Source organism: Micromonospora sp. BS32 (assembly GCF_059089345.1).
Genome location: NZ_JBSSHR010000005.1, coordinates 333,239 through 347,933, shown reverse-complemented (window position 1 = coordinate 347,933; position 14,695 = coordinate 333,239). Strand labels below are relative to the sequence as shown.

Sequence of the window (14,695 nt, the reverse complement as noted above, 5' to 3'; positions counted from 1 at the left end):
CGGAGACACCGGCGACCCGCGAGGTACGGGCTGAGGAGGACAACGGTGGAGGAAAACGTACGGGCCGGGCGCTGCGTGGTCGCTGTGGACGGGCCGTCCGGTTCGGGCAAGTCCACCGTCTCGCGGCGGCTCGCCGTCAGCCTCGGTGCCCGCTATCTGGACACCGGCGCCATGTACCGGGCGATCACCTGGGCGGTACTGCGCTCCGGTGTCGACCTGACCGACGCCGAGTCGGTGGGCAAGGTCGCCGGCGAGGTCGACCTGCGCATCGGCACCGACCCCCAGGGGTACGGCGTGACCGCCGACGGCGTGATCGTCGACAAGGAGATCCGTGGCCCGGAGGTGACCGGGGCGGTCTCCGCCGTGGCCGCCGTGCCGGCCGTCCGCGCCCTGCTGGTGGCCCGGCAGCGCGAGATGATCCTCAACGCCGGCCGGATCGTGGTCGAGGGGCGCGACATCGGTTCCGTGGTGGCCCCCGACGCCGACCTGAAGGTCTACCTGACCGCCTCCGAGGCGGCGCGCGCCCAGCGGCGCAGCGCCGAGGACGCCGCGGACGTCGCGGCGACCGCCGCCGACCTGGCCCGCCGGGACAAGCTGGACTCCACCCGCAAGGCGAACCCGTTGCAGCAGTCCGCCGACGCGGTCGAGCTGGACACCACCGAGCTGGGCATCGACGAGGTCGTCGCCCGACTGCGCGACCTGCTCACCGAGCGGGGTGTGGCATGAGCGAGGACACCGTCGGCTGGGTCGAGCTGCGCGAGCCGGACATCGACGTCGAGGAGCCGACCGGGCCGCAGCCCGTGGTCGCCGTCGTCGGCCGTCCCAACGTGGGCAAGTCGACCCTGGTCAACCGGATCATCGGCCGCCGTCAGGCGGTCGTGGAAGACGTCCCCGGGGTGACCCGGGACCGGGTGCCCTACGACGCCCAGTGGAACGGCCGCTCGTTCACCGTGGTGGACACCGGCGGCTGGGAGCCCGACGCGAAGGACCGCGCCGCGGCGATCGCCGCGCAGGCCGAGACCGCCGTGGTCACCGCCGACGTGGTGCTCTTCGTGGTCGACGCGATGGTCGGTTCGACCGACGTGGACGAGGCCGCGGTGAAGATGCTGCGGCGCAGCGCGAAGCCGGTCATCCTGGTGGCCAACAAGGCCGACAACGCCGCCATCGAGATGGAGGCGACCTCGCTCTGGTCGCTCGGCCTCGGCGAGCCGCACGTGGTGTCGGCGCTGCACGGCCGGGGCTCCGGCGAACTGCTCGACGCCATCCTGGACGCGATGCCCGAGGCGCCGAAGATCGTCGAGAACCGCCCGCGCGGCCCGCGCCGGGTGGCCCTGGTCGGCCGCCCCAACGTCGGCAAGTCCAGCCTGCTCAACCGCTTCTCCGGTGAGGAACGGGCGGTGGTCGACGCGGTCGCCGGCACCACCGTCGACCCGGTCGACAGCCTGGTCGAGATCGGCGGCGAGACCTGGCAGCTGGTGGACACCGCCGGCCTGCGCAAGCGGGTCGGCAAGGCCAGCGGCACCGAGTACTACGCCAGCCTGCGCACCGCCGGGGCGATCGAGGCCGCCGAGGTGGCGGTGGTGCTGCTCGACTCCAGCGAGCCGATCAGCGAGCAGGACCAGCGGATCCTCTCCATGGTCACCGAGGCCGGCCGGGCGCTGGTCATCGCCTTCAACAAGTGGGACCTGGTCGACGCCGACCGCCGGTACTACCTGGACAAGGAGATCGAGCGGGAGCTGCGCCGGATCCCCTGGGCGATCCGGCTCAACCTGTCGGCGCAGACCGGCCGGGCGGTGGACAAGCTCGCCCCGGCGCTGCGCAAGGCGCTGGCGAGCTGGGAGACCCGGGTGCCCACCGCGCAGCTCAACCAGTGGCTCACCGCGCTGGTGCAGGCCACCCCGCACCCGGTGCGCGGCGGCCGGGCCCCGAAGATCCTCTTCGCCACCCAGGCGGGCGTGGCCCCGCCGCGGTTCGTGCTCTTCACCACCGCGCCGCTGGACGCCGGCTACCAGCGCTTCGTCGAGCGCAAGCTCCGCGAGGAGTTCGGCTTCGAGGGCAGCCCGGTGGAGATCTCGGTACGCCCGCGCAAGAAGCTCGGCCCCGGCGGCCGGGGCAAGGCGCACGGCTGACCCTGGTACGTCCCGACGCCGGGTGGCCGCCACGGTCACCCGGCGTCGCCATCTCCGCCGTCAACCCACCCTCCTAGGACGCCTTAGGGGGAGTGGCGTAGGCCGCCGGCGCCGGCGGTCGGTGGTTGGCGGGCCACGGTTCGGGTAGTCACCGGCGCCAGCCGGCGGCGGGCCGGCTCGTCGTCGGCCCGCGGCCGTACCGAGCCGCTGGCCACGCTGCGGGGGTCACGGGCCGATGTCGGATGTGTCGCAGTCCCGGCGCCAGGAGGTCTCCCGGGTCGTCGTGGAGCTGCGGGTCCACGGCGTCTCGGGCGCGGAGGCCGGGCAGGTGCTCGACCGCCCGAACGTCTACCAGGTGGCCGGCGACCGCAGCGGCGGCTTCTACCGCCCCCGGCCCGGCTACCCGGACTCCAAGGGACCGGGCGGGGTGGTGCTGGAGGCGTACCGGTGGAGCGACCTGCCCTCGGGCACCGCCACCCGGACGCTGTCCCTGGTCTTCATGCTGCCGTTCATGCTGAGCAACGTGGCGATCTGGATGCGGCCGGCGGGGCGGGGATCCGGCGCGGGCGTCAAGGTGCTGTGCCGACTCGTCGCGCTCAACCTCACCCTGCTCTACGTGCTCTCCGCAGCCGGTGTCGCCCTCGACCTGATCGCCTGGAAGTGCATGGCCTCCGCGCAGTGCCTCGCGGGTCGCAGCTGGCTGTCCTGGCTGGGCGGTCGCCCGGTCGGACTGCGCCTGGCGGTGCTGACCCTGGTGCCGGTCTCCGCCGTCGCCCTGGTCTGGCTGCTCGGCGCCCGCCCCGGCCGCTCGTACGACGCTTTCCGGACCCCCGGGGGTGAGCCCGGGGGTGACCGGCTCAACGCGGTCGGCCAGTGGGACGCCATGCCGATGGTGGGCCGGTTGCGGGCGATCCACATCGCCGCCGCGTTCGCGGTGCTGGCCCTCACCCTCCTCGCGGCCAGTGGCGCCGCCGGTCCGTCCCCGGTGACGACCGTGTTGGCCGCGCTCGCCGTGCTGGTGCTGGTGGCCTGCGCGGCGCTGCTCTGCGCCCCCACCCTGCTGGAACGGCCCGGGACCGCCCGGACGCCGGACGGGCTGACCTCGGCGTTGCGCGCCACCGCCTGCGGACTGATCGTGGCGGCCGTCGCCGTCGTCGCGCTGAATCGGACCCGGTGGCCGCCGTCGGCCGGGCTGCCCGGGTACGGTCGGATCGTCGGCTGGGTGGTCCTCACCCAGATGTGGCTGCTGGTCGTGCTGGTCGTGCTGGCCCTGTGGCGACGGTCCGGTCGGGACCCTCGTCCGGCGCTGCTGCGCGGGCTGGGAGCGCCGGTCCTCGCGGCGGTCGCGGTGGGCTTGGCCGGCGCGCTCTCCGCCGAGCTGATCTACCGGACGGCGTACTTCCTGAACCGCCGCGCGATCACCGGACGCCCGGACGACCTGGCCGCCCCGCCCCTGGGGTACAAGTGGGCGATCTTCACCTTCTTCTTCACGACGATCGCCGCGGTGCTCGTCGGTGCCGGGAGGACCCTGCTGTCCCGGCGTCGCCGTCGACGGGCCGCCGCGGGGATCGTCGCGGCGGACTTCCCGGCCGCCCCGCCGGCCGCCGCCGCCCGGATGGAGCGCGTCGAGGAGACCATCGCGCGGGCCCGGTTCACCGAACAACTCGGTCCGTTGGCCATCGCGTACGCCTGCCTGACGGCGCTGGGTCTGGCCGCGAGCGTGCTGGGGCTGTTCGGCCTGCAACCCAGCCCGTTGGCCGAACGCTTCCTCGGCGTCCCGAGCGACTTCGTGAACTTCGTGATCACCATCGGCAGCTACCTCATCGCCGGCGTCGTGGTCGCCCTGCTGGTGGGCGGGCTGTTCGCGTACCGGACGGCGGAGTTCCGCCGCTACGTCGGCGTGCTCTGGGACCTGGGGACGTTCTGGCCCCGCGCGGCCCACCCGTTCGCGCCGCCCTGCTATGCCGAGCGGGCCGTGCCGGAGCTGGCGAAGCGAATCTGCTACCTGGCCGACCGGCACGCGGGCGTCCTGCTCACCGGCCACAGTCACGGCTCCGTCCTGCTGGCCGCGACCGTGCTGCAATTGCCGCCGCAGGTGTGCCGGCGGGTCGCGCTGCTGACCTACGGGTCCCCGCTGGACCGCCTGTACGCCCGGCTCTTCCCGGCGTACCTGGGCCGGGACGTGCTGCACGAGGTGGGCGACCGGATCGGCTGGCGCTGGCTGAACCTGTGGCGGGACACCGATCCGATCGGTGGCTGGATGTTCGCCGCCCACCGGCCGGGCGATCCGCCCGCGGGCGACGCGAGCGCCGCCGTGGACCGGCGCCTGCGGGACCCGCAGGACGTGATGGCGCCGGCGGGCGACAGCGTGCCACCACCGATCAAGGGGCACTGGCCGTGCGAGTCGGACGAGCACTTCGCCGACGCCGTCCGCGAGCTGGCCGACCGACTGCGGAACCCGGGCCGGGGCTGAGCCGCCGCCGATGTCACCGTCGCGGCCGGCGGTGCGGAGGCACGGGAGCGGACGGTGAGCGCGGACGATTGCGGCGGCGAACGGTGGGCGCCGGTCTAAGCTCAAAGCTCATGAGGTTTCCGCGCTGGCGCGACGCGAGCCGCGCTCCGGCCGACCGCGTGACCTCGGTCGAGATCTTCTTCGACGTCGTCTTCGTCTTCACGCTGACCCAACTCACCCTGATCCTGGAGACAGACCTGTCGCTGGCCGGCTTCGGCCGCGTCCTGCTGCTCTTCGGAATCCTGTGGTGGATGTTCGACGGGTACGTGTGGCTGGCCAACCACGTGCCGCCGCGGATACCCGCCCAGAAGCTGCTGCTCTTCCTCGGGATGGTGGGCTTCCTGATCGCCGCGATCGGGATCCCGCGGGCCTACACCGACACCGGGCTGGTGTTCGGCGTCGGCTACCTCGTGGTGATCAGCGTCCACCTGCTGCTGTTCACCCAGGCCGACATCGGCCGGGCGTTGGCGTGGCTGGCGGCGTACAACCTGGGATCTGCCCTGCTGGTCGTCGTCGGCGGGTTGACCGAGGGCGCCACCCGGTACGCGCTGTGGCTGGCGGCGTTCGCGGTCCAGTCGGTCATCCCGTACCTGGTGCCACGCTTCTCGTGGGTGAGCGTCCAGGCCCTCTTCCGTATCCAGCCGGCGCACTTCGTCGAGCGGCACGGGCTCCTGGTGATCATCGCGCTGGGCGAGTCGGTCGTGGCCATCGGGATGGGTGTCGACGTCGACCACCTCACCACCGGCACCATTGCCGTCATCGGCCTGGCGCTGGCGCTGCCGGCGGCCCTGTCTGGACCTACTTCACCGACGCGCCGGCGGCGGAGGCCGCCATGGCCGCCGCCGGGCCCGGTCAGCGGGTCGGGCAGGCCGTGCGGCTGCTCTTCTCGCACATCCCGTTGCTGCTGGGCATCGTGGTCACCGCCGCCGGCATCCATGCCGCGGTGGCCCACCCCGGCGACCCGACGTCCTGGCAGTCCGCGTTGGCGCTCTCCGGCGGCGCGGCCCTCTACCTGACGGCGATCGTCGCGATCCGGCGTTCACTGCACATCGCGGCGGTGCGGAGCAGGGTGATCACGACCATCGCCGTGTTCGGCGCCGTGCCCGTCGGCATGGCGACGAACGCGGGACTGCACCTCACCGCGCTGGTCATCGTCGTCGTCGTGATGCTGGTGGTCGATCGCCGATACCATGCCGCCCAGATGCTCCGCGAAGCGTAGGGACAGGCGCTCCTCCGGTCGTGCGTCGACACGCTGCACCTCCGCGGTGGCTTGATCGGCGCGACCCGGTCGGGGCTCAAACTGGTCCGGCGGGGCCTGCGCGCGCGGTGCGAAGATCCTGCGCTAAGCTGTACCGGCTGTCGCGGGGGAAACCACGCGAGGGCATCGGGACGTGGCGCAGCTTGGTAGCGCACTTGACTGGGGGTCAAGGGGTCGTCGGTTCGAATCCGGCCGTCCCGACGCAGGTCAGAGGGCATATCCGATCGATGGATATGCCCTCTCTTCATGCCTGAGTGTCTAACTGAGTGTCTACGCCTCATCGTCGAAGATCCGGTCCATGGCAACGGCACCGCTCAGCAACACCGGGCGCAGTTGGTGACGGTAGACGCTCTCGGTGACGGTCGTGCCGGAGTGGCCGCAGAGGTCGGCGATCTGCTGGATGCTGACGCCGCTGTCGGACAGCAGGGACACGAAGCTGTGCCGCAGCTCGCGGGGCGTCCAGTCGCGCGGGTCGAGGCCCGCTTTGGCGACGACCGGCCGGAAGGCTCGGAGCACGTTGTGCCGGTCGAGGGGAGTGCCGGCAGCGGAGGTGAAGACGAGACGGTCGGCGGAAGGTTCGCCTTGGCGCTCGTGGTGAGTGGTGAGCGCGGTGACGCACCGGGCCGGCAGAGCCAGGGTGCGACGCGACTTCTTGGTCTTGGTGTCTCCATCGGCGCGGACCGAGCGCCATACCTGGATGGACGGGGGCACCGGCGGATTGTTGTCCGGCTTGCCGGTGAGGTCGACGTGTGCCCAGGTGAGAGCGCGGAGTTCCTCGGTGCGAGCGCCGGTCAGCAGTGAGAGCACGATGTAGGCGTGCAACGAGCTGCCCTCGGCAGCGATCAGGAGCGCCTTGGCATGGTCGAGGGTCAGGGACTTGGACGGTCGCCCAGCGCGACCTGTGGGGACAGCGCAGAGGGCTACGACGTTTCGCTTGACCTTGTCTCGCGCCATGGCCCGATTGACCGCGCGGTTCAGCAACGAGTGGAGAAGTCGCAGGGTGCGAGTGCTCAGGTGCTTGGACTTGCTCATGAGCCAGCGATCCACGTCGGTGGCGCTGAGGTCCCGCAGCTTCCTCGCACCGAGGTCGCTGATGACGTGGGAGCGCACAAGGGTGGCATAGTTCGCCTTCGTGCTCTCGGACTGTCTGCTCAGGCCGTAGGCCAGCCAATCGGTGAGAGCGTCGGCCACAGTGTGCCCATCCTGGACCAGGGCGAGGCCGTCTTCGTAGTCGCGGATCTTCTCCCGCAGCTTGGCGCGAGCTTCGGTCTTGGTCTTGCCGCTGCCTCTGCGCATGATCCGCTTGCCGGCCGGGGTGTAGCCGACGGTGACGCTGGCGATCCAGCGCTGCCGGGCTTCGTCCCAGTGCAGGCCGCCTTCTCCTCGGGCGCGGCGCATGGTCATCGGGTGCCTCCTTTCCGAGCTTCCTGTTCGAGTAGGTCGACGTACGCGGTGATCGCGGCGGCGGGGACCAGCCGAGATCGTCCCTGTCGGACGGTGCGCAGCCGGCCGGCCCGGATCTGTTCGTAGATCACGGTCCGAGACAGGCTGAGCAGGTGCATCGCCTCAGTGATGCGATAGAGCGCCCGAGCCGGCGCGTTGATGGTGGGTGCAGTCAATTGGCTCTCCTTTCGTTGCCGGTAGCTATGCGGCGGCCGGCGCGGTGTCGGCCGGGGTGGTGGCGAGTTCGTGGGCTAGTTCCTCCCGGCCGGCGGCTCGTCGCTCTCGCGCCATGGCGGCGGCGGTGTTGGCGAGGAGGGCGTCTCCGGTGGTGTGCCAGCCGACGCCGGCGAAGGTGAGGGTGCCGACGATCAGGGTGCTGTCGTGGTCGACGTGGTCGGCGGCCCGCAGGGTGGCGGTGTGCTCGTCGGCCTGGTGCTCGTGCTCGTGTCGGCGGAAGGTGACCCGGTTGTCCCGCAGAAGTTGGAAGGTCACCGAGTAGCGGCGGGCTTTGGTGAGGAAATGACCTCCGTAGCCGAGCATGTGCGCCCACCGCCGCAGCCGGGCGTAGGGATTGGTGGCCTCGGGGCTGCTGGCCGGCTGGGCGTCAAGGGCGGCTTGACGCTGGGCGATGCAGGTCAGGCAGGCGGGGTAGCGGGTGTGCGCTCCGCAGTCGGGGCACTGCCAGCGGTCGACGAAGCCGGGCAGGGGCCGAGGGTCGCAGGGCCGCTGCGACAGGGGGACCGGGGTGCCGGTGGGTCGGCCGATGCGCCAGCAGGCGTCGATGAGGCGGGCGGTGTGGTCGCCGTCGGGGTCGGCGTAGTCGCCGATCGTTTCGGCGGTGAGGCGGGTGGAGGTGTGCCCGGTGGCCTCGGTGCTCTTGGTGGCGTACTTGGCAAGGTAGCCGGCGACCATGCCGTCGGTGACGTCACCGTCAACTCCGGTGGTGATGGGGCGGATGTCGAGCTGCTCGCCCCAGGTGATGAGCCAGCCCTCGGGCCGGTCCGGGTGCGACGGAGTGCGGAAGGCGACCTGCGCGGCGGCGTGCCGGAACGCGTCGACCAGGTCGGCGATGGTGAACCCGCCCGGCGGCGGGACGATCGCGTCGGGGTCGGCCGGGTCGACGCCGTCGAGGCGGGCGATGGCGTGGAAGTGCACCGCTCCCCGGGCCTGGAGTTCGGCGACCTTCCCGGGTGACAGCCGGATCGGAGATATCTTGCGGGTACGCCCGGTGGCGGTGACGATCTCGACGCGGGGGATGCCTCGGCGGCGGGCGAGTTTGGCGAGCCACCGTTCCGCGGCTTGCTTGGTGCGGTGCCACAGCTCGCCAGAGAACAGGTTCCACACGACCTGGTGGCCGTAGTCGTAGCAGTCCAGGCACAACGGCCGCCCGAGGACGGCGTCATCGGCTTCGTGACGTGCCCAGCAGACGGCGGGCCGGCCATGGGAGCAGAGGCCGGCGGCGGGGTCGGTGGCGCGGCGGGCGTGGCACGGTTCGGCGCGGCAGTCGCAGCGGCGGCGGTTGCCGCAGGTGTGCCGCTTGACCACTCGGGCGTGAACCGGCCCGAACGAGGGGGCGGTGAAGGTCGGAAACACTGCCGGATGCGCGGCGACCGTTTCGGGGATGCCCTTGCCGCCGATGAGGCCGGCGCGCAGGAGTTGGAAGGCATCCCGTTGGTAGGTCTGGGCGCAGGCCGGGCAGACCCTAGACCGACGGTTGCCGCACGCCTTGTAGATGGCGGCGTCGGGCATGGCGTCGGTGTGCCGGGCGTCGAGGAGCCGGCCGGTGGCGGCTTCGACGGTGAGGAGCTGGCCGGCGAGGCGGATTGGTCGGGTGCAGCCGGCGGCGGCGCGGACGTGCTCGATCCAGCCGAAGTAGTCGGGGTCGGTGGCGCGGATGAAGGCGGAGCCGGCAGCGGTGTAACCGACATACGGAGTCATGGTGTCGGCGTTCGAGCCCACACCCCGGGCCGAAGCGCGGGGTGTGAGGTCCAGCGTCGAAACCATCAGGCAGCCCCACCGGGGAGGTGCCGGGTGGTGATGGTGTGTTGGGTGACGATGATCCGGCAGGCGCCGCACTGGCGGTCGGCCGGCTCGTGCCGGTGGCAGGCAATGGTGGCGGTCGTGTCGCCGCAGCGGATGGTGACCGGGGTCCGGCAAGGACCGCCGGGGATGACGTCAACGACGCTGCGTCGGATGTCGTAGGGCTGCGGCTCCTCGTGGGCCGGGCAGGTGTGGGTGACGTAGTCGATGTCGACGACGTGGATGGTCACCGGGCACCACCGACGGGGGTGCCGTTGACGGCCGGGGTGTGGCCGTTGATGGAGTGCAGCAGTTCCCGGGCGATGCCGGGAGTGACGGAGAGCAGGGCGGCGAGTTCGTCGGCGGTGATGGGCCGGCCGTGGGTCTGCTCGTGCTGACGGATGGCGAAGCGGGCGGTCGGTACGAGGTGCGCCGGAACCTCCGGCCGGGTGGCCGGGATCGGGGTGAGCGCGGGTGCCTCGATGACAGCCGGCGCGGCGACCGGCGGGATATCGACGACGGCCGCAGTGCCGACGGCCGGCGGTGTGGTGTCCGGCGTGACAACCGGCGGAATGGTTTCGTTGGTCTGCTCGGGTGTGGCCGCGAGGTTGTGCGCGGCAGTGAGCAGGGCGGCGGCTTCGGCTTCGATGGCGGCGAAGTCGGGGCGGATGCGTCCGGCGACGAGTTCGACGCCAATGACGAGGACGACGACCAGGGCGAAGACCAAGCGCAGGCCGAGGCTGCCGGGCGAGGCGAAGTTGATGGTGGCCGACAGCAGCGCGGCGGCGGCGAAGACGACCAGAGCTCCGCGCTTGGCATCCTTCGCGATGCCGGAGGTGCGCACGACGGTCAGCATCGACACCATCGCGGCGTCGAAGATCAGCGGCACCAGGTAGGCGAAGTAGCCGGCGTCCTGGGTCCACAGGTAGTGGGCCTGGTGCAGGTAGCTGGTCAGCAGCGCACCGAGCAGAACGAACCGGTTGTACCGCTTGATAGACGAGATCGCCTTGAGCATGGCCGGTACGGCGTTGCGGGCGTACTCGGCGGCGAACTGTTCGGTGACGGTTGCCGGGTCAGTGCTCGACATGGGGAGTCACCTCCGGAGCCGGGATGGTGTCCAGCGGGATGAGGTCGACCACGCCGGAGCAGTGGGCGCACATGATCGGGGCCAGGCCGAGGGCGGCCATCTGCTCGCGGAAGCAGGGCAGGCAGGTGAAGTCGGCCGGGAACAGCCCGTCGCCCTCGCACAGTGCGCAGGGGCCGAGGCAGACTGGGCAGGGCTTGTAGACGGGGCCGAGGATGTCGTGGATGCCGGCGGGCGAGCTGCCCTCGATGCACCACAGGCACGGGTCGGAAAGGTGGAAGCTCACGACGGGTTCCCTTCGTGGCAGTCGAGGCAGCAGCCGTAGCGGCGGGGGATGTAGTAGGGCTGCACCACGGCACAGAGGCGGCAGGTGCGGCGGGCCAGGAGCGCTTTGGCGATGGCGGCCCGCTGGGCCTCGGTGGCAGTGCGCTTGGGCGCGGCCATGTCGAGGCGGTAGAGGTAGGCGACGCGCTTGCCGCGCCGCCAGAGGATCTGCGCGACCGGGTCATGTCCGCCCGGTCGAAGGCCGGCGGCGCGCAACTGGCGACGGGTAGCCAACCCGTCCGGGGCGAGGCGGTAGCGGTAGGTGGGGAATTCCTCGTCAGTGCCGGCGAGGTGGTAGGTGATGGTCATGGCTTCTCACCGCCCCAGCGCTGCTGGGCGGCTTGCTTGGAGATGCCGAGCCGGGAGCCGATCTCGGCCCAGGAGTAGCCGAAGGCCCGCAGGCCGACGACGGCGTCTCCGATGGCCTCGTCGAGGTTGGCCGACAGGGCGACAAGGTCGCGGAGGGCTTCGACGTCACCGGCGGCGACGCGGCGGCCGTGGGCGCGGATGATGCGCCGAGCGAACGCGGCGAAGGCGTCGTTCTCGACGACCTCGCGGCGCTTCTGACGTGGGATGCGCGTCAAGGATGCCTTGACGGTGAACATCAGTTCCCGCCTTCCTGGTGGTGAAGGCGGTCCCACTCGTCGGCAGCCGCTTCTAGGGCGGTGATGACCTGCTCGGCGGTGCGGGTCGGGTCGTCGTTCCAGAAGTAGGGGGAAGTGTTCTCGTCGATGACGAAGCCGTCGGAGTTGACGGTGAAAACCGGCGTGGTGGTGTCGAGGTAGTCGACGAACGCGCCAAGGGCGGCGAGGTAGTCGGCCAAGGCGTCGGGGTCGAGCTGGGCGAAGTGCTCGACCTGGTGGCCGGCGCAGGCGATGCCGATGGCCCCGGCGGCGCAGGCCGGCGGGGTGAGGATGTCGGCGGGTGCGTAGTAGGTGCCCTGGTGCCAGCCGTGCCGGCGCAGGTAGAGGGCAGCCATCCGCAGCAGGTCAGCGGGTGTGACCGGTGCTGTGGTGGGCCGGTTGTGGGTAGCCTTCATGGCAGCCACGTCCTTTCAGAGGGCTGTTGGTGGAGGTCGGCAGGACCGGCAGTTGCTGCCAGGCGGTGTCCGGTCCTGTCGGCCGTTTCAGGTGGTGCGCAGCCGCAGGTAGCGGCGGTGGCGGGTGTCGTCGCCGCCCATCGGGGTCGGCGGGGACAGGTAGACGAGTCGGCCGCTAGCGGAGGCGACCTGGACCATGGCCGCGATCTCGGCCGGTTGAGCGACGATCCACAGCTCGACGAACTGCGCGGCCCGCTGGTTGTTGGCCTTGGCGTAGGTGCGTTCGCGGGTGGTCATGCCGCCATCTCCCACTCAGTGGGGTTGACCGCCGGGGTGCTGGTGCCGGTGGGGCGGCGGGTCCAGGCGGCGTAGTCGGCGATGTTGTAGATGTCGGTGTCGGTGAGGTACGCGGCCTTGATGCGGCGAGGTGTGCCGCCTTCGGCCAGGAGGTAGGCCGCGCCCTGGTTGGTGGGGGCGATGTCGGAGGCGGTGTAGCCCTGCTCGGCCCAGCCCTGACCGAGGATGATGTTCGAGCTGTTCAGCGAGGTGCAGCGGAACGCGGCCCGGTAGCCGAACAGGTCCCGCAGCGACGCGGGGATGATGTCCCAGGAGGGCCGTTGGGTGGCGGCGACGACGGGCATGCCGCAGGCGCGGCCGAGGGAGACGAGCCCGCGCAAGAGGGTCGAGAACTCTTCCTGCTGGGCTTTGGTGCCGAGCACCGTGGAGAACATGGCGAGTTCGTCGATGACGGTGAGGATGACCGACATGCCATCACCGGGGCCGAGCTTGCGGCGCCGGTTCGCCAGCAGCCAGGTGTAGCGGTTGGTGGCCACGACCAGGAGACGGCGCAGCACGTCGATGCCCTGGTCGATGTCGGGGCCGATGAACGCATCGGCCAGGTCGCGCCAGGGGCCGAGTTCGACCAGCTTGGCGTCGAACAGCACGAGGCGGGTCTTGTCGCACAGGACGCCGTGTCCGCAGATGTTGTTAACCAGGCCGGACTTCCCGCCTCCGGGCTCACCGGCGGCGAGCAGGTTGTGGTAGACGACGTCGAGGTAGACGGGCTGACCGAACTCGTCGATCCCGATGAACACCGGGTCGAACATCGACAGGCCAGCACCCACCGGCACCGCCTCAGCGGAGGTGGGAGTCGTGGTGGTCATGGGTGCCCTCCTTGGGCGGGGTGTGGGCGCGAGAAGCCACACGAACGAGCCGTCATGGCTCCTCGCGTCCCGGGTTGGTGTGGGTCAGATCCAGTCAGAGGTGTCGTCGTCCGGCGCGGACGACGAGGAAGCCGCGGGCTTGCTGCCGTTGGCGGTGGAGGCCGGCTTCTTCGCCGGCTTGCCCTGGGCCGGGAGAGTGATCGTCGGAGCGTCGACGTCCGGTAGGTCCAGGGCGGTAGGCACCGTCAGCGGTGACGCCGAGACCGGCGCGTTGCGGTCGATGGCATCGACCAGCGGAGAGTTCACCCGGGCGGTGAGCACCTCACGGCGCTTGATGTCGAACCGCAGGTAAGCGGCGTTGTTCTCCGAAGCGCGCTCGAGGAGCACCGTGGAGGCGTGACAGGTGACCGCGATCTTGTCGAGCCGGGATTCCAGGTCCTTGGCCGACAGGCCGGGGCGCAGGTAGACCCAGACCCGCTCGCCGACCGGGGTGGGGCGTGCCCACAGGATCAGAGGGAGGCTGCCGGACTGGTTGGCGATGATGAACTGCGCGAAGCACACGCGCAGCCGGTGGCGCACCACGAGGCACCAGGTCCAGGCGACCACCCGGCGGCGGAACGTGGGGATGGCGGCGGGGACGCCGACGACCAGGGCGACCACGAGCAGGGTCACCACGGTCGGGGTGTGGTTGGCGAGCTGCACCCATACGGTGAGCAGCGCGATCGCGAGGGTGGTTTCGAGGCTCCACCACCACAGCAGCCGGATTACCGGCCATACGCGGACGAGCAGCCAGACCAGGGCACCGGTCGGGACGCCGATCAGGGCACCGACGATCAGGGCCACGATGGGGTGCCAGTAGGAAGCGGCCACCACGGCCGACAGGAGGCCGACGATGACCGCCGTCAGGATGAACGCCATTTTGGCGTTGCGCGCGGAGGATCGGTGAACCTTGGCCTCGATGACCGTCACCGTTCCGGTTGACTTGCCGCCGAAGCGGCGGGGGCTAGACTTGGACACGACGAGTCCTCCCAATGCCAGTTGGGTTGGATGAGTGGGCGGCACCGGGGTCGGCAGACGTAGGAGTCAGTACCGACCCCGGGCCATTTCCTTGGGGTTGTCACCACTGCCAGGTGGCGACCGGACCGGGAGAAGTAGGAGTCAGGAACAACTCCCGGAACCGCATTGAGGTGGGGTTCAGCGGACCATCAGGCCGCTTGCGCGGTGGCCACGGACACCAGTGGCACACACAGCACGTCGTGCGAAGAGACCTACTTGGCCGCAGAACCGTTCTTCGGCTTCAGAGACACCGCCCGGAACGCGACGCCGTTGCGCCCGTTGGTCGCCCACGGAATGGCCTCCAACTGCTCGACCGCCAGGAAGTCGCCCACCTTCACGCTCGGCTTCTCACCCGCCGTGGTGATGGTGATGACCTCCCCGCCGTTCTCGTCGAGAACGAAGACCTGGGTGGACCACATGAGCCGGCCCGTGTTCTTCTCGGACTTCTGGTTGCCGTTCTGGTCGTTCTTCGGCTCCGGGTCCTTCGACGCCGTCACCTGCTTGCTCGTGGTGTCCACGTACAGCTTCACAACAGACCTCCTGTGTCCGAGCGCGTCCCCAGTGGACGACTGCTCTGCAACCAGGAAACCGCAAGAGAGCGGACACAGTAACCACAAGGGATAGTCTTTTCGGGACAGCACTTCCGGGATAGAGTGTCCCTACGGCGT

17 protein-coding genes, 1 tRNA gene and 1 pseudogene are annotated in these 14,695 nt (G+C 70.7%); 6 read left to right on the top strand and 13 right to left on the bottom strand.

Annotated features, from left to right (window positions below):
• Nucleotides 1-45 precede the first annotated feature (45 nt).
• The 6 genes and pseudogenes from cmk (at nucleotide 46) to AC5RWQ_RS11330 (ending at nucleotide 6,100) form a co-directional block, all read left to right on the top strand.
• Nucleotides 46-726 (top strand): (d)CMP kinase, encoded by a 681-nt coding sequence (gene cmk, locus AC5RWQ_RS11355; RefSeq protein ID WP_494282686.1) that lies wholly within the window; start codon nucleotides 46-48, stop codon nucleotides 724-726.
• Nucleotides 723-2,129, top strand: a complete 1,407-nt coding sequence (der, locus tag AC5RWQ_RS11350; protein ID WP_494282685.1) for a ribosome biogenesis GTPase Der — start codon at nucleotides 723-725, stop codon at nucleotides 2,127-2,129. Before cmk ends, der begins: the two co-directional genes overlap by 4 nt.
• Nucleotides 2,130-2,364: 235 nt before the next feature.
• Nucleotides 2,365-4,602 (top strand): hypothetical protein, encoded by a 2,238-nt coding sequence (locus AC5RWQ_RS11345; RefSeq protein ID WP_494282684.1) that lies wholly within the window; start codon nucleotides 2,365-2,367, stop codon nucleotides 4,600-4,602.
• A 110-nt stretch (nucleotides 4,603-4,712) separates the two neighbouring features.
• Nucleotides 4,713-5,420 (top strand): annotated as a pseudogene (locus AC5RWQ_RS11340) (low temperature requirement protein A); the annotation flags it as partial.
• 53 nt (nucleotides 5,421-5,473) lie between these two features.
• Complete coding sequence (locus AC5RWQ_RS11335) at nucleotides 5,474-5,860, top strand: low temperature requirement protein A (RefSeq protein WP_494282683.1); 387 nt, start codon at nucleotides 5,474-5,476, stop codon at nucleotides 5,858-5,860.
• Between the two features lie 166 nt (nucleotides 5,861-6,026).
• A tRNA-Pro gene (locus AC5RWQ_RS11330) sits at nucleotides 6,027-6,100 on the top strand.
• Between the two features lie 69 nt (nucleotides 6,101-6,169).
• Here AC5RWQ_RS11330 and AC5RWQ_RS11325 read toward each other — a convergent pair.
• From AC5RWQ_RS11325 to AC5RWQ_RS11265, 13 genes are all read right to left on the bottom strand, one after another.
• Entirely contained in the window at nucleotides 6,170-7,303 is a 1,134-nt protein-coding gene (locus AC5RWQ_RS11325) for a site-specific integrase (protein ID WP_494282682.1), read from the bottom strand.
• The gene (locus tag AC5RWQ_RS11320; protein ID WP_494282681.1) at nucleotides 7,300-7,518 is read right to left on the bottom strand and encodes a helix-turn-helix domain-containing protein; all 219 of its coding nucleotides are present in this window, start codon (nucleotides 7,516-7,518) and stop codon (nucleotides 7,300-7,302) included. The genes AC5RWQ_RS11325 and AC5RWQ_RS11320 overlap by 4 nt, the downstream gene beginning before the upstream one ends.
• Nucleotides 7,519-7,543: 25 nt before the next feature.
• Nucleotides 7,544-9,346: a replication initiator gene (locus AC5RWQ_RS11315; RefSeq protein ID WP_494282680.1), complete on the bottom strand. Its 1,803-nt coding sequence runs from the start codon at nucleotides 9,344-9,346 to the stop codon at nucleotides 7,544-7,546.
• Entirely contained in the window at nucleotides 9,346-9,612 is a 267-nt protein-coding gene (locus AC5RWQ_RS11310; RefSeq protein ID WP_494282679.1) for a hypothetical protein, read from the bottom strand. The genes AC5RWQ_RS11315 and AC5RWQ_RS11310 overlap by 1 nt, the downstream gene beginning before the upstream one ends.
• The gene (locus AC5RWQ_RS11305) at nucleotides 9,609-10,448 is read right to left on the bottom strand and encodes a DUF2637 domain-containing protein (protein WP_494282678.1); all 840 of its coding nucleotides are present in this window, start codon (nucleotides 10,446-10,448) and stop codon (nucleotides 9,609-9,611) included. The genes AC5RWQ_RS11310 and AC5RWQ_RS11305 overlap by 4 nt, the downstream gene beginning before the upstream one ends.
• A complete protein-coding gene (locus AC5RWQ_RS11300; RefSeq protein ID WP_494282677.1) occupies nucleotides 10,435-10,731 on the bottom strand; it encodes a hypothetical protein in 297 nt (98 codons plus the stop codon). Before AC5RWQ_RS11300 ends, AC5RWQ_RS11305 begins: the two co-directional genes overlap by 14 nt.
• Nucleotides 10,728-11,078: an RRQRL motif-containing zinc-binding protein gene (locus AC5RWQ_RS11295; protein ID WP_494282676.1), complete on the bottom strand. Its 351-nt coding sequence runs from the start codon at nucleotides 11,076-11,078 to the stop codon at nucleotides 10,728-10,730. The genes AC5RWQ_RS11300 and AC5RWQ_RS11295 overlap by 4 nt, the downstream gene beginning before the upstream one ends.
• Entirely contained in the window at nucleotides 11,075-11,374 is a 300-nt protein-coding gene (locus AC5RWQ_RS11290) for a hypothetical protein (RefSeq protein WP_494282675.1), read from the bottom strand. The genes AC5RWQ_RS11295 and AC5RWQ_RS11290 overlap by 4 nt, the downstream gene beginning before the upstream one ends.
• Entirely contained in the window at nucleotides 11,374-11,808 is a 435-nt protein-coding gene (locus AC5RWQ_RS11285; protein ID WP_494282674.1) for a DUF6197 family protein, read from the bottom strand. Before AC5RWQ_RS11285 ends, AC5RWQ_RS11290 begins: the two co-directional genes overlap by 1 nt.
• Before the next feature lie 87 nt (nucleotides 11,809-11,895).
• Nucleotides 11,896-12,105: a hypothetical protein gene (locus AC5RWQ_RS11280; RefSeq protein ID WP_494282673.1), complete on the bottom strand. Its 210-nt coding sequence runs from the start codon at nucleotides 12,103-12,105 to the stop codon at nucleotides 11,896-11,898.
• Entirely contained in the window at nucleotides 12,102-12,971 is an 870-nt protein-coding gene (locus AC5RWQ_RS11275) for an FtsK/SpoIIIE domain-containing protein (protein ID WP_494282672.1), read from the bottom strand. The genes AC5RWQ_RS11280 and AC5RWQ_RS11275 overlap by 4 nt, the downstream gene beginning before the upstream one ends.
• An 84-nt stretch (nucleotides 12,972-13,055) precedes the next feature.
• On the bottom strand, nucleotides 13,056-13,940 hold the full coding sequence (locus AC5RWQ_RS11270) for a hypothetical protein (protein WP_494282723.1): 885 nt from the start codon (nucleotides 13,938-13,940) through the stop codon (nucleotides 13,056-13,058).
• A gap of 299 nt (nucleotides 13,941-14,239) precedes the next feature.
• Complete coding sequence (locus tag AC5RWQ_RS11265; protein ID WP_494282671.1) at nucleotides 14,240-14,557, bottom strand: hypothetical protein; 318 nt, start codon at nucleotides 14,555-14,557, stop codon at nucleotides 14,240-14,242.
• Nucleotides 14,558-14,695 lie beyond the last annotated feature (138 nt).

Coding starts and splice junctions, on each gene's coding strand:
- der (WP_494282685.1), top strand. CDS start 723: ATGAGCGAGGACACCGTCGGCTGGGTCGAGCTGCGCGAGCCGGACATC.
- AC5RWQ_RS11345 (WP_494282684.1), top strand. CDS start 2,365: ATGTCGGATGTGTCGCAGTCCCGGCGCCAGGAGGTCTCCCGGGTCGTC.
- AC5RWQ_RS11335 (WP_494282683.1), top strand. CDS start 5,474: ATGGCCGCCGCCGGGCCCGGTCAGCGGGTCGGGCAGGCCGTGCGGCTG.
- AC5RWQ_RS11325 (WP_494282682.1), bottom strand. CDS start 7,303: ATGACCATGCGCCGCGCCCGAGGAGAAGGCGGCCTGCACTGGGACGAA.
- AC5RWQ_RS11315 (WP_494282680.1), bottom strand. CDS start 9,346: ATGGTTTCGACGCTGGACCTCACACCCCGCGCTTCGGCCCGGGGTGTG.
- AC5RWQ_RS11305 (WP_494282678.1), bottom strand. CDS start 10,448: ATGTCGAGCACTGACCCGGCAACCGTCACCGAACAGTTCGCCGCCGAG.
- AC5RWQ_RS11295 (WP_494282676.1), bottom strand. CDS start 11,078: ATGACCATCACCTACCACCTCGCCGGCACTGACGAGGAATTCCCCACC.
- AC5RWQ_RS11290 (WP_494282675.1), bottom strand. CDS start 11,374: ATGTTCACCGTCAAGGCATCCTTGACGCGCATCCCACGTCAGAAGCGC.
- AC5RWQ_RS11285 (WP_494282674.1), bottom strand. CDS start 11,808: ATGAAGGCTACCCACAACCGGCCCACCACAGCACCGGTCACACCCGCT.
- AC5RWQ_RS11280 (WP_494282673.1), bottom strand. CDS start 12,105: ATGACCACCCGCGAACGCACCTACGCCAAGGCCAACAACCAGCGGGCC.
- AC5RWQ_RS11275 (WP_494282672.1), bottom strand. CDS start 12,971: ATGACCACCACGACTCCCACCTCCGCTGAGGCGGTGCCGGTGGGTGCT.